The organism is Paenibacillus sp. Dod16, from assembly GCF_049893405.1.
Taxonomy (GTDB): Bacteria; Bacillota; Bacilli; order Paenibacillales; family Paenibacillaceae; genus Paenibacillus_AQ.
Genome location: NZ_JBNDYG010000001.1, coordinates 16,464 through 36,235 on the forward strand (window position 1 = coordinate 16,464; position 19,772 = coordinate 36,235).

Annotated in this window: 13 protein-coding genes; 8 read left to right on the plus strand and 5 right to left on the minus strand. The window is 52.3% G+C overall.

All coding sequences use genetic code 11. The annotated features are described in order from the left end of the window. The first annotated feature begins 15 nt into the window (after nucleotides 1–15). From ACPV3A_RS00085 to ACPV3A_RS00115, 7 genes are all read left to right on the plus strand, one after another. On the plus strand, nucleotides 16–924 hold the full coding sequence (locus tag ACPV3A_RS00085; RefSeq protein ID WP_071218756.1) for a carbohydrate ABC transporter permease: 909 nt from the start codon (nucleotides 16–18) through the stop codon (nucleotides 922–924). Nucleotides 925–967: 43 nt separating this feature from the next. Further along, complete coding sequence (locus tag ACPV3A_RS00090; protein ID WP_071218757.1) at nucleotides 968–2,578, plus strand: extracellular solute-binding protein; 1,611 nt, start codon at nucleotides 968–970, stop codon at nucleotides 2,576–2,578. 147 nt (nucleotides 2,579–2,725) lie between these two features. Continuing rightward, a complete protein-coding gene (locus ACPV3A_RS00095) occupies nucleotides 2,726–4,111 on the plus strand; it encodes an alpha-L-fucosidase (protein ID WP_426197820.1) in 1,386 nt (461 codons plus the stop codon). 361 nt (nucleotides 4,112–4,472) lie between these two features. Beyond that, on the plus strand, nucleotides 4,473–5,759 hold the full coding sequence (locus tag ACPV3A_RS00100) for an alpha-L-fucosidase (protein WP_426197822.1): 1,287 nt from the start codon (nucleotides 4,473–4,475) through the stop codon (nucleotides 5,757–5,759). Nucleotides 5,760–5,823: 64 nt separating this feature from the next. Further along, entirely contained in the window at nucleotides 5,824–6,846 is a 1,023-nt protein-coding gene (locus tag ACPV3A_RS00105; RefSeq protein ID WP_426197824.1) for a carbohydrate-binding family 9-like protein, read from the plus strand. A gap of 8 nt (nucleotides 6,847–6,854) precedes the next feature. Next, nucleotides 6,855–9,473 carry a transglutaminase domain-containing protein gene (locus ACPV3A_RS00110; RefSeq protein ID WP_426197826.1) on the plus strand — a complete coding sequence of 873 codons (2,619 nt, stop codon included), beginning with the start codon at nucleotides 6,855–6,857 and terminating at the stop codon, nucleotides 9,471–9,473. A gap of 21 nt (nucleotides 9,474–9,494) precedes the next feature. Next, entirely contained in the window at nucleotides 9,495–10,541 is a 1,047-nt protein-coding gene (locus tag ACPV3A_RS00115) for a glycoside hydrolase family 18 protein (protein WP_426197828.1), read from the plus strand. Nucleotides 10,542–10,732: 191 nt separating this feature from the next. On the opposite strand, the gene ACPV3A_RS00120 is transcribed toward ACPV3A_RS00115, so the two are convergent. From ACPV3A_RS00120 to ACPV3A_RS00140, 5 genes are all read right to left on the minus strand, one after another. Beyond that, nucleotides 10,733–13,033: a helix-turn-helix domain-containing protein gene (locus ACPV3A_RS00120; protein ID WP_194540032.1), complete on the minus strand. Its 2,301-nt coding sequence runs from the start codon at nucleotides 13,031–13,033 to the stop codon at nucleotides 10,733–10,735. Between the two features lie 767 nt (nucleotides 13,034–13,800). Next, nucleotides 13,801–14,574 (minus strand): twin-arginine translocase subunit TatC, encoded by a 774-nt coding sequence (tatC, locus tag ACPV3A_RS00125; protein WP_194544978.1) that lies wholly within the window; start codon nucleotides 14,572–14,574, stop codon nucleotides 13,801–13,803. Then, on the minus strand, nucleotides 14,531–14,752 hold the full coding sequence (tatA, locus tag ACPV3A_RS00130) for a twin-arginine translocase TatA/TatE family subunit (protein ID WP_426197829.1): 222 nt from the start codon (nucleotides 14,750–14,752) through the stop codon (nucleotides 14,531–14,533). The genes tatC and tatA overlap by 44 nt, the downstream gene beginning before the upstream one ends. Before the next feature lie 24 nt (nucleotides 14,753–14,776). After that, the gene (locus ACPV3A_RS00135) at nucleotides 14,777–16,402 is read right to left on the minus strand and encodes a PhoX family protein (protein WP_426197963.1); all 1,626 of its coding nucleotides are present in this window, start codon (nucleotides 16,400–16,402) and stop codon (nucleotides 14,777–14,779) included. Between the two features lie 752 nt (nucleotides 16,403–17,154). Further along, entirely contained in the window at nucleotides 17,155–18,006 is an 852-nt protein-coding gene (locus ACPV3A_RS00140; RefSeq protein ID WP_426197964.1) for a lipoate--protein ligase family protein, read from the minus strand. A gap of 873 nt (nucleotides 18,007–18,879) precedes the next feature. On the opposite strand from ACPV3A_RS00140, the gene cysK reads away from it, so the two are divergent. Continuing rightward, complete coding sequence (cysK, locus tag ACPV3A_RS00145; protein ID WP_426197965.1) at nucleotides 18,880–19,767, plus strand: cysteine synthase A; 888 nt, start codon at nucleotides 18,880–18,882, stop codon at nucleotides 19,765–19,767. Nucleotides 19,768–19,772: the final 5 nt, after the last annotated feature.

A 19,772-nucleotide genomic window follows, 5' to 3' on the forward strand; every position in this document is an offset into this window, starting at 1 on the left:
AAGGGGGAATAACATATGTCATCCACGGTAAGGGAAAGCAAAGGGGATAAATTATTCCTGCTATGCAACTACATCTATCTGACGATTGCACTGATCATCGTGCTGTACCCGCTGCTGTACATTGTCAGCGCCTCTATCAGTGATCCGAAGTACGTAAGTTCAGGTGAAATGTGGCTGATTCCGAAAGGGATAACTTTTGATGGATATGCCCGGGTGTTTGAGAATGCCAACATTTGGATTGGCTACAAGAACACGATTATTTATACAGTGATAGGTACGATCGTGAATCTGATTGTCACGCTGCCTGCAGCCTATGCGCTAAGCCGCTCAGATTTTGTGGGCAGAGGATTTTTTATGGCGGTGTTCCTGGTTACGATGTTTTTCGGCGGGGGACTGATTCCGAGTTACCTGCTCGTGAAAGATCTTGGCATGGTCAACAGCATGTGGGCTCTTATTCTGCCGGGAGCTGCGTCCATATGGAATATAATTGTGTCCCGGACGTTCTTCCAATCGACCATTCCGAAGGAGCTTCAGGAAGCGGCCCATATCGACGGCTGTACGAACTTCCGGTTATTCATCAAAATCGTATTGCCGCTCTCGATGCCGATTATTGCCGTCATGGCACTTTTCTACGGCGTCGGACATTGGAACAGTTACTTCAGTGCCATGATTTATCTGAATGATGCCGCGAAGTACCCGCTTCAGCTCTTCCTGCGTCAAATCCTGGTACTTCAGGAGATGGCGGCACAGGGCGGCGGGGCGATTGACGCCTCATCCGCAGCAGCGATGAATTCCAAAGCGGAAATTGCCGCACTGGTCAAATATGCGGTCATTATCGTTGCGACACTTCCGGTTATTGCTGTTTACCCGTTCCTTCAACGTTATTTTGTGCAGGGTGTTATGATTGGTTCCGTTAAGGGCTGATCTTAAACCATACAATCCACACCAAAAAAGGGGAGTTGTTGTCATGAAAAAGCTTCGCAAGGCATCATCTATTTTACTCTGCCTCACCCTCTCAGCAACAATGCTTGCAGCCTGTGGTTCACCTAAAGGAGATGGCGCTGCTACAGCACCGTCCGGGACAGCCAGCACGGAAGGGGTAAAGAAGGAAGGTTTCCCGATTGTGGATGAGCCGATCACGCTGACGGTCATGTCACAGGATGCCGGTGTAGCCGATTGGAATACGATGCCCGTACTACAAGAGATGGAGAAATTGTCAGGCATCAAGCTGGAATATCAGCTTTCTCCGATTGACAGCTTTGAAACAAAGAAAAATCTGGTGTTTGCGAGCGGCGATTTGCCCGATATGTTCTATGCGGCGGATCTGAAGCCGGCTGAGCAGGTAACTTACGGCAGCCAAGGCATCCTCATTCCGCTGGAGAAGTACATTGACGAAGGTTATGCACCGAACATCAAAAAGATATTGGATGAGAACCCGGATGTCCGCAAATCCTTCACGACCCCGGACGGACATATGTATGCCCTGCCGTTCGTCGACAAGGCTGCTGTATGGTACAGAGGACCGATGTGGTATAACGGCAAATTCTTAAAAGCGCTCAACGTGTCCGAGCCTAAGACTACTGAGGAATTATATACATTCTTGAAACGCGTCAAGGAAGAAGATCCTAACGGAAACGGAAAGAAAGACGAGATTCCGCTGACTTCCGTCAAGCTGGATGACCTGCGCATGTACTTCTTCGGCTTCTGGGGCATGTACAACGAAGGCATCTATTCCGACAAGGATGGGAAAGTACACTACCCTTACCAGGAAGAGGGCTACAAAGGCTATCTGACGTTCATGAACCGTCTGTGGAAGGAAGAACTGCTGGATCATGAAACCTTCTCGCAAACAGGCGATCAGAAAAAAGCCAAGGGAGAAAACAATCAGCTGGCTCTGTTTAACGACTACCATGCGTACTTCACGCTTGGCGGCGAGCCTAGCAGCGAGCATCCGCTCATGACGCCGGTGAAGAGTGAAATCGCCGACTCTCCGGTATACGGCATGCATCCTGGTATGTCGGCAAGAGGCACATTCGCCATTTCGAGCAGCAACCCGGCTCCGGAAGCGACCATGCGCTGGATCGATTACCTGTACAGCTATGAAGGCGCTACGCTGTTTAACCAAGGACCGGAAGGCACCCTATGGAAATTCAAGGATGAGGCTAACCGCGTGAAAGAATGGCTCCCAGTGCCAGGCGGCGGTGATCGTGAGGAGTATCGCGGCAAAATCACGCCGAACTACGGTATTTTGACACCTGGCGTCAATGATCCGGATGTTGCGAAAGGTCTTCGCACCGAATTCGATGAGTGGATCGATCAGCAGAACCAAGAGAAGCTGGTGCCGATCGGCAAATCGCCATTCCCTAACGTTTATTTGACGAATGAAGAGCAGAGCGAGGCAACTGCGCTGTTGTCCGATTTGGAAACGTACGTGAAACAGATGGAAGCCAAATTCGTAACAGGCCAAGAGCCGCTTGAGAATTGGGATAAATACGTCGCACAAGTCAAGAAAATGGGCAGCGACCGTCTCGTCGAGCTTTACCAAGGCGCGTATGATCGCTGGAACGCCGAGCAATAATCAGATGCATATATGAAAAACAAAGAGCCAACGTATCCCGGTCGCTTCATGACCGGGGGTTGGCTATTGTTTTTAAGGGGCAGGCGAAGCCCGTTCCAATGATCTTCAAAAATATCGTTATCAACAAATGACTATTGGAGGTACACCATGTCGGAGAACAAGCTGGTTGAGGAAGAGCAAGCGGTAGTGGAGCAGGGCGTGCACAATTTCAGCAGTGAGGACAAATGGGTCAAGCCGGAGGATCCGCTGCTTCTGGAACGCTTGGAATGGTTCAAGGACCAGAAGCTGGGCTTGATGATGCACTGGGGGCCGTATTCCCAGCTGGGCCTTGTTGAATCTTGGGCGCTGAGCGATAAAGACGCGGACTGGTCGCGAGACGGCATTGACTGGGACATCGATGCGGAGGAGCTTAAGCGGCAGTATTTTGATCTGAACAAGACCTTCAACCCGCTTCGCTTTCAGCCTGATCTGTGGGCTGACCTGGCAGCCGATAACGGCTTCAAATATTTGAACTTTACTACCAAGCACCATGACGGATTCTGCATGTGGGATACGCATACGACCGAGTACCGTGTTACGGGACCGGAATGTCCGTTCCATAGGCATAAACACGCCGATATTACGAAGGAGCTGTTCGATGCATTCCGTGCCAAGGGGCTCGGCATCTCCGCCTATTTCTCCAAGGCTGATTGGCATACCCCGTACTACTGGGCGCCGGGAATGGAAGCGGGGAGCTTTACTTCTCGCGGCCCTAGCTACGATCCGAAGAAATATCCTTGGCTGTGGGAACAGTTTGTCCAGTTTACCCATGAGCAGATCATGGAGCTGATGACCCGTTACGGCCGTATCGATGTGCTGTGGCTGGATGCAGGCTGGGTGAACGATTACCGGGACCAGAATATCCGATTGGGCGAAGTGGTAGAGAAGGCGCGTGAGATTCAGCCTTGGCTTCTCTCGGCGGACCGCACGGTCGGCGGGCCTTACGAGAATCTGATCACGCCGGAGCAGACCCTTCCTGAGCGTGCCCTTCATGTGCCGTGGGAGAGCTGCATCACGATGGGAACCTCCTTCTCCTTCCGCTACGAGGATCGTTACAAAACGGTGCGTCAGCTCATTCACCTGCTGGCCGAGATCGTGGCCAAAGGCGGAAATCTAGCGCTCAATGTGGGCCCGCAGCCGGACGGAAGGCTGCCCGAGACGGCCATTTCACGAATGAAGGGCATGGGAGAGTGGCTGAAAGTCTATGGGGAGGCCATCTATGGGACCCGTGTCTGTGAGCCGTATTCCTCCGGCGCGGTCCAGTTTACCCAGAAAGGCGATACCACCTACGCCATCTATCTGTATCGAAATGAGCAAGAAGCCGTTCCTGAGGAGCTGCACATTCCGATTCAGACGGCGTTCAGCCGCATAGATTTGGTCGGGGGTCAGGAGGCGCTGGATTATCGCCGCACGGACGATGGCGTCGCGGTCCGACTTCCGGATCAGGAGCGTCAGGGGCTGGCGCCGATCGCGCATGTATTGCGGTTTCGTTAAGAGGCGGGTTATATAAAGTGTGTGTTCAAAAAGGTCGATTTTCAGCACCGAGAAGGTTGGATGAAGCTAGGGGGTGAGGAGCGGAGCGTACGTTTTGGGTACGTGAGCACCGGAAGGCCCGGCTGAATTCAAGATTCGATGCCGAGTTGCTTCCTGATTCGCTTCGTGTTAGATATAGAATTTATGAGTTATCAGTGAAACTGATGAAATTCTATATCGCAAGAAAACCTACCTATGCATCGCGGTCGCTCATCCTTGAAGTGGCCTCGATAGAGGTTTTCTTATCAAAAGCGGACTTTTTGAACAACCTCATAAACGTGTTTTTCACTTAAAAGGACTTCAAGAAGAGGTGTGGACAGATATGCAGAAATGGTTCGAAGAAGCCAAGCTGGGCATCTTCATTCACTATGGCATTTATGCCGTGGACGGAGTCTCGGAATCTTGGTCCTTCTATAACGGAAGGATCACGTACGACGAGTACATGAAGCAGCTGGACGGTTTTACGGCATCGAAATTCAATGCGGAGAAATGGGCGGATTTGATCGAGAAATCCGGCGCCCGGTATGCCGTGCTGACAACGAAGCACCATGATGGCGTTGCGCTGTGGGATACGCAGTACAGCGACCTCAATGTGGTTAAGCGGACCCCGGCCAATCGGGATATCGTGCGGGAGTATGCCGAAGCGATCAGGGAGAAGGGCATTCACCTGGGCATGTACTTTTCTCTAATCGATTGGTCGTATCCGGATTATCCAAGCGTGTTTGAAGGAGGCCGGGTACCGGAGGATCTCAGCAGTGTCAACCTGCACTCCAGTCCCGTGGACGGTGTTCAGGATCAGGAGAAGTGGCAGAAATTCCTGGAGTTTAATAACAACCAGCTGCGGGAGATCCTGACGAATTACGGGAAGGTGGATCTGCTGTGGTTCGATGGCGACTGGGAACGGAGTGCCGAGCAGTGGAATCTGCCGGAGTTCAAGCATTACCTGCAGTCCTTCAATCCGGATATCATCATCAACTCGCGGCTTCAGGGCCACGGTGATTACAAAACGCCGGAGCAGGGCATTCCGATCACGAGACCGGAGGGGCCTTGGGAATTCTGCACAACGATCAACAGTTCGTGGGGCTACGTGCCGACCGATCATAAATACAAATCATTGAACCAGATCATTCGGATGTTCTGCGACTGCATCTCGATGGGCGGCAATATGCTGCTGGATATCGGTCCGCGCGAGGACGGCACCATCGATCCAAGGCAGGAGGACATTCTGCTTGGGCTGGGCGCGTGGATCCGGACCCACGAGGAGGCCGTATTCGGAACGGGCGAAGGCATTATGACCCGCTATTATCTGGGGGGAAGCACAATTTCCGAGGATAGAAAGACATTGTACCTGTTTGTCTATGACGATCCAAAAGAGAATGTGTGCATCAAGGGGCTGTGCAACCCGATCAAGAAAATTACCGTGCTGCATTCGGGCAAGGAGCTTGCCCACGAGATCCATGGGGGCGTGCCTTGGTTCAACATTCCGGGGACGACGTGGATTAAAATGACTCCTGAAGACGCGCATGAGCAGGTGACGGTTCTTAAGCTGGAATTTGACGAAGAGCTGGAGATGTACGGCGGCTCGGGAGCCGTTGTCACGCATAACTAACCATCACGGGAAGGGACGCACTTAAATAGGTGCTAAGCCTCCCTCATGAAGCGGAGAGAATGACATGAACAGAAGTGGTGTGCCGGAGCCAAGGATAGAGTATGCTCCCAAGCATTATATATGCAAGCGTGCGGGGCAGCCGCTCGTGCTGGACGGCCGCGTGGATAAGGCGTTCTGGGATGCGGCGGAGTGGACCGACGATTTCGTTGATATCGAGGGGGATCTAAGGCCGAAGCCGGGGAAACGGACCCGGGTCAAAATGCTGTGGGACGACGAGTATTTCTATTTTGCCGCGGAGCTGATCGAGGATCAGATATGGGCGACGCTGACGGAACGCGATTCGGTTATTTTCTATGATAATGATTTTGAAATATTCATTGATCCGGACGGAGACAGCCATCAATATTATGAATTCGAGATCAATGCGTTGAACACGGTGTGGGACTTGCTGCTCGTGAAACCGTACCGGGATGGTGGACCTCCGGTCAACGGCTGGGACATCAGCGGTCTTAAGACGGCAGTGTTTATCGACGGGGAGCTGAACCGACCGGGAGCGGATAACCGGAAATGGAGCGTGGAGGTGGCAATTCCTTGGGCTAGTCTCAAGGAATGTGCCGAAGGTGGCCGCCGTCCTGCGCCGGGTGAGTTCTGGCGCGTCAACTTCTCGCGCGTGGAATGGCAGACCGAGGTACAAGACGGCGAATATCGCAAGGTGCTGAATCCGGAGACAGGCAAGCCTTATCCGGAGGACAATTGGGTATGGTCGCCTATGGGCATCATTAATATGCATTACCCGGAGCTGTGGGGTTACGTCGTATTCGCCGATGGCGAGGAACGCCAGCCGTTCGCGCTTCCGGAAGACGAACGGATCAAGTGGGAGCTGCGGAGACTCTATTACCGGCAGCGAAATTATTATGAAGCCCATGGTGAATTTACGAAGGATGCACAGCAGCTCATGGGCGAGGATTCATGGAACATTCAGCCTGTGATTGAAACGACCCGCAGCCTGTTCCAGATTAGCGCCCCTTCGTCGGACGGCACGGCTTTAATCTGCATTCGGGAAGACGGAAAGCTATGGAAGGAGTGAGCTTAAGGGTGACCAGCCAAACCGCGGTGTTCTCGCTGGATTCGCAGACAATAGAGCGGATCGAGCAAAGGTTCCAGGAGAAGGTAGTCTTTGCGGAAGCCCGCAAAGATCAGCTGTTTCATGTTTTTGAGCAGGAGCTGACTGAAGAAGAAACTTGGGCCCTGAAATATTTGTTTGCCTACATGCCGGTGAACGACATGGCCGACTATGATGGGGAATTGTTCTTGAGTCATGTACGTCAAGCATTGGACATCCGTAAGCGCGTGCCTTGGGGCGAGCGTGTGCCGGATCATTTGTTCCTGCATTTTGTGCTTCCTTACCGGGTCAATACGGAGAATATTGAAGATTTCCGCGGTATTCTCTACAACGAACTGGCCGAACGGACAGCGAAGTTATCGATGGCGGATGCCATTCTGGAAACCAATTATTGGTGTCATGAGAAGGCGAACTACATCGGCAGCGATCTGAGGACGATTTCGCCGCTGACGATGATCCGGAACGCACGCGGACGCTGCGGCGAGGAGTCCACGCTGGCGGTGGCCGCTCTTCGAAGCATCGGGATCCCCGCGCGTCAGGTCTATACGCCGCGCTGGGCGCATTGCGACAGCAACCATGCCTGGGTGGAAGCATGGGCCGACGGCCAGTGGTATTACATCGGGGCATGCGAACCGGAGGCCCGCCTGAATCAAGGCTGGTTCAGTCCGCCGGCTCGCAGGGCGATGCTGATTAATACGCGAATTTTTGCCGATTATCCCGGACCGGAGGATATTACCCTCAATGAAAAGGGATTTACAGAGATTAATTTGCTGGAGAACTATGCACCGGCCCGCACCCTTTACGTCAGCGTGAAGGATAAGCAGGGAGAGCCCGTATCCGGCGCAAGCGTTCGATTTGAGCTGTATAATATGGCTGAATTTTACCCGATTGCCGAAATCAAGACCGATGAGGAAGGGAAGGCTTCCTTTAAAACCGGTTATGGCGACCTCTTGGTTCGCGCGGTCAGCGGCGGCAAATGGAGTGAAATCCTGTTCAAGGCCCAGGACGGCGAACATATCGAATTTGTGCTTGATTCATCCGAACAGCCGTCAGGGATCGTGGATTTCGATATGGTTCCTCCGCCGGAGGGAGAAGGAGATGCCGCGTCGTCGCTGCCGGAAGAGAAGATCCGGGCTCATAACCGTCGTCTGGAGGAAGGGACGAAGGTCCGGACCGAATATGAGGGTACATTCCTGAGCGAAGAAGAGGCATTCACGCTGGCCCAGTCACTAGGACTGCCTCCGGAGCGGGTATGGGACGTTCTTCAAAAAGCCAGGGGCAACAGCAGGGAAATCGCCGCGTTCCTGGAGGAGCGTACCGGCGATTATGGCGAGTGGCCGCTGCGACTGCTGGAGTCGCTGAACGAAAAGGATTTGATTGATACCTTCCGGCAGACGCTGGATGATCATCTGATGGGTGCGCTCGCTCAGCGTGGAGAGTGGGATGAGGATACCTTCGTGAAGTACATTCTGTGTCCGCGGGTTTCTTATGAAATGCTGGTTCCGTATCGACGCGTATTCGGTGATGCCTTTACGGCTGCGGAGGCAGCGGCATTCAGGAAGGATCCTTCTGCGCTTGCCGGGCGTTTGGAGAAGGGGTATGCATATGCCGACGATCTTCCTAACTTGAAAGGTAAGGGGAATCCGGCAGGCACATACAGTCTCATGAAGGGAGACGAGCAGTCGCTGGACATCCTGTTTGTGGCGGTATGCCGCAGTCTGGGGATTCCTGCCCGACTGCATCCGAGCGAGCAGAAGCCGCAGTACTTATGTGCTGGCGGCTGGGAAGATGCAATCTTCCATCTGAACTCGCCGCGGAATCAGGAGAGCTCAAGCTGGGGGATGCTGCAGCTCCTCAGGGATCCGAAAGGCTCGCAGGACACGCCGGTTGCATCCTATGCCGAGAACTTTACCTTCGCCCGCATGGAAGACGGCGTGTACAAAACGCTCGTGTATCCTTATGGCAGCACCGATGTTTACGATGAGCCATATGAGGTTGAACCGGGTTCGTACCGCCTAACGTCGGGCATCCGGCTGAAGGACGGAACGGTAAGAGTGCGCTTCACGTACTTTACCGTGCGTGCCGGAGACACCGCGCGCGTGGCGCTGACCTATCGGGAGACGGCGGTCGACATTCCGGTGCTGGGCACACTGTCTCCGGGCAGTACGCTTACCCGATTGGACGGAACGGGAGCCAATCTTAAGGATCTTCTGGGATCCGCGGGTGCTCTTGCTGCCTGGATCGAACCGGAGCGGGAGCCGACCAAGCATCTTCTCCGCGAGCTCAGCGAGCTGGCCGAGCCGCTGGATAAGCTGGGCTTGCCGATTGTGCTGATAATCGGGAATGCGGAGTGGACGGCTTCCTTTGATCCGGCAAGCTATCCGAAGCTGCCGGCACGCACTGTTTTTGTACGGGATTCCAGTTATGCTTCCTTGTCGGGCTTCATCCCGAATCCAGCAGCCCATGAAGCTGGTTATCCTCATCTGTTCGTCCTGGATAGTCAGGATCAAATCCGTTATTCGGCTTCCGGATATAAGATCGGCACCGGGAAGGAAGCCCTGCAGATTGCGACCGCGATATTACAACCCTAGAAGGGATCGGAGTGAAGAGTAATGACGAAGTATATTGTGGCGGGTTACGCCGTCGATTCGGTTCTTCCGGACATGACGCACGAGGATCTGCTGAAGTTAACGCATCTGAACGTAGCCTTCGGTCATGTCAAGAATGATGAGATCACCACCGAGCATTTGAAGAATGGCGAAGTTGTCCGGAACATCAAAAGGGATCACCCGAATCTTACGGTGCTTCTGTCTGTTGGCGGCTGGAGCGCCGGTGGTTTCTCAGAAGCCGCCTCAACCGAAGGCGGAAGGGCGCGCATGGCTGCCTCCGCCGTACGGGTGCTGGAGGAATACCCTTTTGACGGGATCGATCTGGACTGGGAGTATCCTTGTTACGGTGAGGCTGGCATAGGGTCGAGTCCTGATGATAAACGGAATTTCACCCTGCTGCTGAAGACGATCCGGGAGGCGCTGGATGCCAAGGGCTCCCGGGATGGCCGTCATTATCTGCTCACGATAGCGGCAGGGGCTGACCAGTACTATGTAGACGGTACGGAGATGGCTGAGGTGCAGCAGTACCTCGATTTCGTTCAGCTGATGACCTATGATATGCGCGGCGGGTTTCAGGTTCTGACCGGACATCATACGAATCTGTACACGCCAACCGGTGATCTGTTCCGAATTAGCACGGATGCTTCTGTGAACCTGTTCGTTCGCGCCGGTGTTCCGAAGGAGAAGATCGTCATTGGTGCCGCATTCTATTCCCGTGTATGGAACGAGGTTCCGGACCGAAACCACGGCCTTCACCAAATGGCCGGCAGCACGGGCGGTTATGGGCCGGCCTTCGCCGAGCTGGCTGCGGATTACATCAACAAGAACGGCTACATTCGTTATTGGGATGAGGAAGCCTGTGCACCGTACCTCTTTAATGGCTCCAGCCTGATTTCATATGACGATGAGGAATCGATTCAGTGCAAATGCGATTATGTGAAGGAACAAGGCTTGGCTGGGATCATGTTCTGGGAATACGGGTGTGATTCGACCCATCGCCTGTTGGGTGCTATGCATCAAGGACTTCAAGACAATTTAGCCGGTAAATAGGAATAGTGACGGGTCCCTGTGGATCTGATGACTCGGATATGAGTTTAAAACATACGAAAACCTCCCCTGAACAGTGCCGCTCAGGGGAGGTTTCTATTTATGCGGCGGAACCGCTACCGGATGCACACTTCTTAGCCATTGTCCGAAACCGTTATCCGATATACTCCTTCAGGCCAATCGTCCAAATCGGTTTACCCGATATACTCCTCGTCGTCGTCATCCGTGGAAACGGCGGCGCTGTCGGGGCTATGCATTTTGCGGTATTGACCGGGCGTGTATCCCGTCTCTTTCTTGAATTTGCGGATGAAGTTCGGCGTGTCCAGGTAACCGACCCGGGTGATGATATCTTTTAATGGATCGGTGGTGTGCAGCAGCAGTCGGATCACCTCGTCCATCCGTTTCTGCCAGATGTACTGGGTGAAGTTCATGCCGATCTTCTCCTTGAAGGAACGGCTGAAATACGATGAAGAGATGGAGAATTTAGACGAGATCGTACCCAGACTGAGGTCATAATCCGTAAAATTGGCGTCGATATAAGCGACGATTTCGTCCATCAGGGAGCTTTCTTCCGTCTCGCTCTTCGCCTCGACATGGGCGCAGATTTCAGCGGCAAGGCCTGCCAGCTTCTTCTCCAAATCCTCCAGCGAGTCATAGGAAGTGACACGCGGCAGCTGATTGACCACATGATGGATGCCCAGCTCCGAGGCCGTTTTCAGCATCGTATTCAGAATATCGAAGCAGATGCAGCGCAGCAGCGGTACGGACGGCATTTCCGTCTTCAGGTTATTCAATGCGGTGGATACCATCTGAACCGCCACATCGTAACTGCCCTGTTTCAAGCTCTGAACCAGCTTCAGCAGCACATCCTTAGGGACCCAGAAGGATGAATCCTGTGCGCCGGAACCGGAAAGCGCGTTAAAGAAGGTGCTGCTGCCCTGTCCGTGCAGCATGGATGCCTCCAAAGCGGTTGAGGCTTCAATGAAGGATTGATTCAGCTGCTCCGGATAACTGTAGCGGTTGCCTACCCCGATCGCAGGAGAGACGCCTGTGTGCTCTGCCGCCATCGATTGCAGGGCAAGGGCGATCGGCTCCATACGGGCGTTAAGGCTCGCTTCATGCCCGGTTTCCGCATCGAATCCGACAATGAGGGCCAGCTGATCGGGCTGTGGAAGCTCCACTCCAAAGGCATAGGCGGAGAAGGCCGGCAGGTCCACATCGTTCATTAACTGCATCACGGGCCGCCGCTCCGGATTGTCGCCAATGGGAAGGGCGTGCGACTCCCACCCCATGGTCACGACAAAATAATGGGACCGGCTGAAGCGAATGCCCAGCTTCTCGGTGAATTCGAAGGGGAATTCACCGGTATGGCCATGCTTCAGCAGCATGAGCAGAATATGATTCCGCGCATAGGGCTCTTGGAGATCGACGCGCTGGCTGTAGTCGTGCAGCGTTTTCTTGATCCATTCCAGTTCGTTGCTGGATGTGGACGGTTCCGGGTCATTCTTCAACCGGATGAACTCCATTAAGTCTGAAATCGGATGGTATTGTCTGCGGGCCAGCATAATAGCAAGAATGGTGCCCATCACCACCACGAAGGAGAATACCAGAATTACAAAGGTACGAATATGAACGATGCGGCTGAAAAATTGGTTGCTTGGCATCGCGGTGACATAAGTCCAGCCCGCATCGGATTTGACGGATACAACCGAATGCGGCTCTTGGTTTAAGGAAAGGCTGTGCGTTCCGGGCTCAAGCGCGAACAGTGCGCTGACTTCCTGCTCGGTAATGGTTTCGCCTTGGTAGTTGGCGGCCAGCACTTGCCCGTAGTTATCGAATATATAAGTCATCCCATGGTAGTCGCTGAGGATGGAGTCGATCAATCCGGTCAGATTGGATTCATGAATCAGGTACATGACGGTTCCATGGGCGGGCGTATTGTTAGGTGCGATCGGCACAAGGTAGGCCAGCATGGAATTTTGGATTTTGGTTCCCTGAACCACTTGCTCCGCCGGACGCATGGTCGGAATCGGGACGGAGTTTAAATCGCGGACCATCTCCGTTTCGTTCCAGCTGTTGAATTTGTAGCGGTCGGTGAAGACGTTCAGATTCTCAAAGCCCTGTGACGAATAAATGCTGTTATCCCCGCGGAAGAACAGGAACAGCTCATCAATGATGGAGCTGGTGGCTTTGTATTTGACCAAGGCCCCGATAGATTCGCGGCTGTAATAAGGATGGTGAGTCCAATAACGGGTCAACTGCTCATCGTAGGCGATTCGAAAGGCAATGTCCTGCAGTTCTTTCATGCGCTCATCGATGACCGTTTTAGCCTGGGTCAATTGATTGACGTTGGTCTGCTCGATCTCGGAACGGAGCGTATTCACGGCATTGTGATAAATAATAATAGTTAATATAACAAGAGGTATCAGAAAAATGGAGATGTAGGACAGTGTGTATTTAAGCAGAAGCTTGGACTTGAAGTGATTCCATTTCATATCTGCAACCTCCCGTTTTTAGATTATAGAATGATAAGATTTGAAACTGAACAAATTCTATAATCGCAAGAAAAACTTCCTCTAATCGCAGTCTGTATTGTGTAAAGTCCGTTAATAGACGTGTTTCTTTAAGATATCAGAAGTCTTAAACTTAGAGCATGGCCTGCCTGATATCACAAGAAAAACAACATCTAAACGCGGTCTGTCTTCTCTAGAATGAAAGTCGATAGTCGTTTTTTCTTGTAGAAACTGGTAGCGCTATCATAAATGACGGCGAAGTGATGGCCCAAATGCCAAACCGTTAGATGTTCTACTAAAAATACTAGGAGAACTCGACTAATAAATCAATGGATCATTTCTAAAAATAAGTGGAATCATGCCAAAAGTCTCAGCTCAGGGATTGATGTAACGAGCCCATGGATGCAGATGAATAGGAGAGGCAAAGGATGGAGCCAAGGGATTTCGGTAGATGATTCGAATGTAATTATTCATGACATATATATGACAAATTATACTCAATATGGAAGATATCCTAGGATATAATACATAATCGTCGTGATATATAAGATGAATTCTTTACTATAAAGTAAAACTATAGCAATGTATCCAAGGTGTCAATCCATTTTTACTAGATACCTCATAATTGGCGTCACATTATCTAACGTGACGAATATAAAAGAGAACCCGTGACTGACAACCTGCTTGCTTAGGTTGTCAGTCACGGGTTCTTCAAGGTTCCGTCCTGCATCGGGGGAAACGGACGTGTATTAGGTTGCGCTGCCCTCTGCTTGAGAGAGCTGCAGCTGCTTGCGATAGATGAATCTGGAGATCGAAACGCTGATTTCGTACAGCAGGAACAGCGGGACGATCACGATCAAATCGGACATGATATCCGGCGGCGTAATAGTGACGGCCACGATGCAGAGCAGGAAGTAGGCTGATTTGCGCATCTTGGCCAGCCGATGCGGATTCACGATGCCGAGCTTCGTCAGAAAAACGACGATGGCGGGCATTTCGAACAGGAATCCGAATGGAACGGTCATATGAATCATGAACGTGAAGTATTTTTGCGCGGTGTACATCGTTTGGAATGCCCCTTCGGCCATACGCTGCATGAACTCCAGCACCATCGGGAACAGCACGAAGTATCCAAAGCAGATGCCGGCAATGAATAACACGCTGATCACGGGAATGAGCAGTACGGCCGAGCGGTGAGTCCCATCGGGCAGCGCCGGCTGCACGAACCGCCATATTTGATAAGCGGCAATGGGAAGTGTGACGGTGACGGCCACAACGCCCGCAATGATCATATACACCCACATGACTTCGGAGGGACCGAGCAGAACGAGCTGCTTGTCCATACCTCGTACCAGCCAGTGATAGATCTTCTCGACGTAGATGAAGGCAGCCACCATTGCGACGAGAAACGCAATCAGCGTGCGGATCAGGCGCTTCCGCATTTCTTCCAGATGCTCGATCGCGCTCTGGTCGTTCGGATTAGCTGTTCTGCTTATTGACCGCTGCAGCAGGTTGCGGAGCATCGTCTTTTTTTCCATTCTCGTCGTCTCCGTTCATCAAGCCACGGGTTGCGCCCTTGAATTCGCTTAAGGTCCGCCCGAATGCGCGACCGAGCTCAGGAAGCTTGGATGGACCGAATATGATGAGTGCGATAACCAAGATAAGAATTAAACCGCCAATTCCGATATTGCCAAACGGCATGATCCTCGCTCCTTTCGATTGGTATTATTCCAGTTTGAAGCCGCTAATTGCCACGACAGCGCAGTGCGCCATGTTTTCGCCGGAGCGGTGAGGCCATGTGCTGGTTGGTTTGCTGAGGTCCTCCGTATTCTCGCCCGGGTGCTGAACGGACAGGAAGAGCGTCTGCTCGTCGGGGGTGAAGAATGGGCCGGTAAGCTCGGACTCTACCGGACCGGAGGCGAATTGAAGCGCGACTCCTTGATCCGGCCCGCTTGTTGGAATTACAAACAGTCCGTTGTTCATAAAGGATTTGTGAACACCTTTGTTCTGGCTGCTGCTGGAGATGTCCGTTACGACCCACAGATCGCCGTTTGAATCGAACGCCAGGTTGTCCGGCGAGCTGAAGCCGGATTGGCGTCCGCCGGCCGCAAAGATTTCAAAGTCGAACTCCATCGCGGCCAGATCGTTGCCCGCTTCAAAAATGCGTGTAATATGGCCATGAATGTTGCCATGATTGTCGTTGTTCGTATGGCAGACAAACACCGTGTTATCAAACGGCGAGATTTCGATGTCCTCCGGACGGTCCGTCGGTGTTCCGCCGACAAGACGCGCAGCTTCCTGACAGTAAGTGACTACATCGCCTTGGGATTTGAACTTAGCTTGGGCCTCTTTATCTTCTGCGGCGGCCTTGTTTACAGCTTCCAAGGTGACCGGCATCCATTTGCCTGACTTCAGGTTGGCAACGTACAGGGTTCCGTCTTCCAGAAGCGCGGAATTGGCACGGCCTTTGCTTTTGTCATACTTGTTGTTGCTGATGAATTTATAGACGCAGGCATCCTTCTTGTCGTCGCCCATATAGACAACGACCCGGCCGTCTGCGGCAAGTCCCATGGCGGTATTCTCATGATTGAATCTACCGAGGGCGGTGTGCTTCTTCAGGAAGGATTTATCGAATGGATCGACTTCGACGACCCAGCCGTAATGCGTATCCGGCAGGTTCGAAACCGCCGCGGTGTCCTCGAAATTCTCTTCGCAGGACAAGACCGTGTTCCACAGCGTGACGCCGCCGGAGCAGTTGGCGAACGTACCGGTAGCCGTCGTGGCGCCTTTCAGGGCAGGGATGCCTTTGGCCGGGCCGGTGATATCGAATTTGCTGAAGCCGTTGATGCGGCGGGCATGGGTGGAGGTGGTGTCCATTTTCCATACACCCTTCTCGTCACGGTATACTTCAATGACCGACATGCCTTGGTAATACAGGTTTTTATGGATTTGATCTGCCGTCATCTTCCCATCCTTCACAGGGCCGATCGAGAAGATGGTGGAGTACTCGTGATTGTTGACCAGGAGGCCGCGGACATTGGAGCCCTTAATCGGGAAAAATGCGTTGTAATCGCAGCCGGAGCCGAATTTTTCGCCAGCCGGATTGATCACGTCATCGAAAGCCGCAATGACATCATATTTAAAGTTTTTAGGCAGGACGAGCTGGTCTGCTTTGGTTGGTTCGATTGGCTCGAAGTAGCCGCTGACCCGATTCGTTTTGAATCCGAACAGATGATTTGCGGTTCCGGACATGGCGGAGGCCTTTCCTTCCAGTACGCCTAAGCCTGCGGAAGCGGCTGCCAATGCGGTTGCGCCCGTACCCAGATAAGACAGAAACGTTTTGCGGTCCATCGTTTTATTCAAGCTTATCCACCCCTAATGTATAAATTGCCATCAGGACAAGTTTATAGGGGAAGTGTTAAGGGAATATCATCGGTGAATGGTGGAATTGTAAAAATAAAGTAATCCAGGTATGTTTCACGGTTCTAATTAATAACTTGGCCTAACCGCCAGGTGATGGTGCCAAGATGAACAATTCAGTTATTTGGGTCCCTAGGGTGAATTGATTGGATTGAATTGATGGATGGATTGTGTGGATCGACTGAACGGCCGATCGATTCGTTACGATCAACCTGCTGTGTCGAAGGGATAGAATGAATCGAAGGACGCGAATGGATTGATGGACGGATTGTATCGATGAACGGATGGTATCGATAGTGCGCGGTTTATTGGTCCGCGGAATACCAGACCCTGCATGAGTGTGTCAACAGTTGCGATGATTTGAGGACAGAGGTTCCGCTATTACGCCACGATTGGTGAGTTGGGGGTTACATGAGGACACCAGATCCGTTATTACATAGAATATGGCTGTTATTCGTGGTATTTATAGTAGATAGCGGATTCTGAGTCCGGAAGTACGGGGGAAAGTTGCTGTTTTTTTGAAATAACGGATCTAGTGTCCATTAGTTTGTTTATTCGTCTCTTGGATATCTGCAAGAACAGCACTGCAAGAACTGTTGCATGCTCCCGTCAGTACTACAAAATGAAAGAATATAAAGAACCATACAGACTGATTAATCAGCCTATATGGTTCTTTATTATGTTTAATTAAGGTTATACCGCTGCCGCATTTGCTCAGCCATATTACGAATCTCCTCAGAGCCTGGCATCGTAAACCTGGAAGCGGCCTCTGTCAGCTCCTTGCCTGACTGCCAGCTGCGAATGACCTCTTTTACCGCGGCTATAAACGCGTGCACGGCGTTCTGGCCGGTGCCGATGCTCGTAAGCTCTTCAAGACTGGCGGTGCTGTTGGCTTCTACCAGAGGATACTGCTTGGGGTCTGCTCCCGCAGCGGCAATATCATAGAAGGAACGAACCAGCCGGGCGCGCTCGCTGCCTGACCCTTCGGCGATGATAAAAGCTTGGATAATGAACGCTTTACGTTGCCGCCGCTGGGCAATACCGCAGAATTTAAGGCCGTCTATGCTTAAATCGAACGTTCCCGGACAGAAGGCACCGGCAATTTCGCCGGTATCTACGTTCTGTCCGGTGCCGCGGAGGGCTTCCCGGATCAGCTCCACCATGATTTCAAAGTCCTGATGAAAGTCAGGTGCCGGTCCCGCAGAGGAAAAGGGGAGGATGAGGGACAGGTTCACCACGCCAGCGTCCAAGGGTACGGCAGCACCGCCCGAATGGCGGACGGCGGTGTCATAGCCGAGAGAGTGAAGCATGGCTTCCCCTTGCGGCGCATAAGGGAGGCGGCTGTCGCGCACGCCCATCACAAAGGCGCGCGGATGCCGCCACAGATGACAGATGGCAGGCCCGCCATCTCCGGTCAGCCTGCACAGGAGCTCGTCCAGCGCAAAATGGTACAGTACGTCCTGGTGCGCTAAATCATGGGTCCGGTCGAGCAGCAGAACGGGTTGATCTTCAGGTAGTGACAGCGGAATATTCACGCTTTCTTGCGCCTCCTCTAACATGCGGATCGTGCACAAGACCATGGAAGAAATTTGTCTTCCGAGAGGGAGCCCGATCGTTATTTTCTTTGGATAGCATACCATAAATTCATACGGAAGCGGCGAGCCTGGCCCGCGCGAAATACATCAACTAAACGCGGTCTGTCATCTGAGAATGTACGTCGATCGACGTTTTTGTTAAGATACCAGAAAGTATAACTTCGAAGCTTGTAGCTTCCTGATATCGCAAGAAAAACTTCCTCTAAACGCGGTCTGTCATCTAGGAATGTACGTCGAATGACGTTTTTGTTAAGATACCAGAAAGTATAAACTTTCAAGCTTGTAGCTTCCTGATATCGCAAGAAAAACTTCCTCTAAACGCGGTCCGTCATCCGGGAATGTACGTCGAATGACGTTTTTGTTAAGATACCAGAAAGCATAAACTTTCAAGCTTGTAGCTTCCTGATATCGCAAGAAAAACTTCCTCTAAACGCGGTCCGTCGTCTGAGAATGTACGTCGAATGACGTTTTTGTTAAGATATCAGAAAGCATAAACTTCGAAGCTTGTAGCTTCCTGATATCGCAAGAAAAACTTCCTCTAAACGCGGTCTGTCATCTGGGCATGTACGTCGATCGACGTTTTTGTTAAGATACCAGAAAGTATAAACTTCGAAGCATGTAACTTCCTGATATCGCAAGAAAAACTTCCTCTAAGAGCGGTCTGTCATCTGAGAATGTACGTCGAATGACGTTTTTGTTATAATCCGAGTAAGCTTATTGTCTTTATAGAAATTCGGTTTGGTGGAGAATGATTTCACTTCATATATAAAGGAGAGTTTCAACATCGTGAAGATTTATAACAGTGTGGTGGATATGATCGGTCAGACGCCCATGGTGAAACTTCAGCGCCTAGTGCCTCCAAGCGCTGCCGATGTCTATGTAAAGCTTGAGAGATTCAATCCTTCCGGCAGCGTGAAGGACCGCGCGGCGTACAACCTGATTCATACCGCCGAGGAACAAGGACTCCTCCAGCCGGGCGGTACCATTATTGAGCCAACAAGCGGGAATACCGGCATTGGCCTGGCGATGATTGCGGCCGCCAAGGGTTACCGGGCTATCCTGATTATGCCGGACAATATGTCCAAGGAACGGATCAATATATTGAAGGCGTACGGCGCGGAAGTCGTGCTGACACCGAGCAGCGAACGCATGCCGGGTTCGATTGCCAAGGCGCTGGAGCTCAAGGAGCAGATTCCCGGAAGCTTCATTCCGCAGCAGTTCGAGAATGCGGCCAACCCGGACATTCACCGGGTGACTACGGCGCCGGAAATATTGGAGCAGATGGAAGGTCGGCTTGACGCCTTCGTGGCGACGGCGGGAACGGGTGGTACCGTAACCGGAACCGGGGAAGAGTTGAGGAAGTCATTGCCGAACCTGCACATTGCGGTAGTCGAGCCGAAGGGCTCCCCCGTGCTCTCCGGCGGACAGCCTGGACCGCACAAGCTGGTGGGCACGAGCCCGGGCTTTGTACCGAAGATTCTGAATACGGGCGTATATGATGAGATCATCCAGATCGCCGACGAGGATGCGTTGCAAACGGTGCGGGACTTGGCTCGCAGGGAAGGCATTCTGGTAGGACCGTCCTCCGGTGCATCGGTATTCGCTGCTCTTCGCGTAGCGAAGGGGCTGGGGGAAGGGAAGCGGGTTGTCTGCATTGCCCCGGATACGGGAGAGCGGTATTTGAGCATGGATATTTTCTAAGTGAG

Coding starts and splice junctions, on each gene's coding strand:
- tatC (WP_194544978.1), bottom strand. CDS start 14,574: ATGCTCCGCAACCTGCTGCAGCGGTCAATAAGCAGAACAGCTAATCCG.
- ACPV3A_RS00115 (WP_426197828.1), top strand. CDS start 9,495: ATGACGAAGTATATTGTGGCGGGTTACGCCGTCGATTCGGTTCTTCCG.
- tatA (WP_426197829.1), bottom strand. CDS start 14,752: ATGCCGTTTGGCAATATCGGAATTGGCGGTTTAATTCTTATCTTGGTT.
- cysK (WP_426197965.1), top strand. CDS start 18,880: ATGATCGGTCAGACGCCCATGGTGAAACTTCAGCGCCTAGTGCCTCCA.
- ACPV3A_RS00090 (WP_071218757.1), top strand. CDS start 968: ATGAAAAAGCTTCGCAAGGCATCATCTATTTTACTCTGCCTCACCCTC.
- ACPV3A_RS00100 (WP_426197822.1), top strand. CDS start 4,473: ATGCAGAAATGGTTCGAAGAAGCCAAGCTGGGCATCTTCATTCACTAT.
- ACPV3A_RS00120 (WP_194540032.1), bottom strand. CDS start 13,033: ATGAAATGGAATCACTTCAAGTCCAAGCTTCTGCTTAAATACACACTG.
- ACPV3A_RS00085 (WP_071218756.1), top strand. CDS start 16: ATGTCATCCACGGTAAGGGAAAGCAAAGGGGATAAATTATTCCTGCTA.
- ACPV3A_RS00105 (WP_426197824.1), top strand. CDS start 5,824: ATGAACAGAAGTGGTGTGCCGGAGCCAAGGATAGAGTATGCTCCCAAG.
- ACPV3A_RS00135 (WP_426197963.1), bottom strand. CDS start 16,402: ATGGACCGCAAAACGTTTCTGTCTTATCTGGGTACGGGCGCAACCGCA.
- ACPV3A_RS00095 (WP_426197820.1), top strand. CDS start 2,726: ATGTCGGAGAACAAGCTGGTTGAGGAAGAGCAAGCGGTAGTGGAGCAG.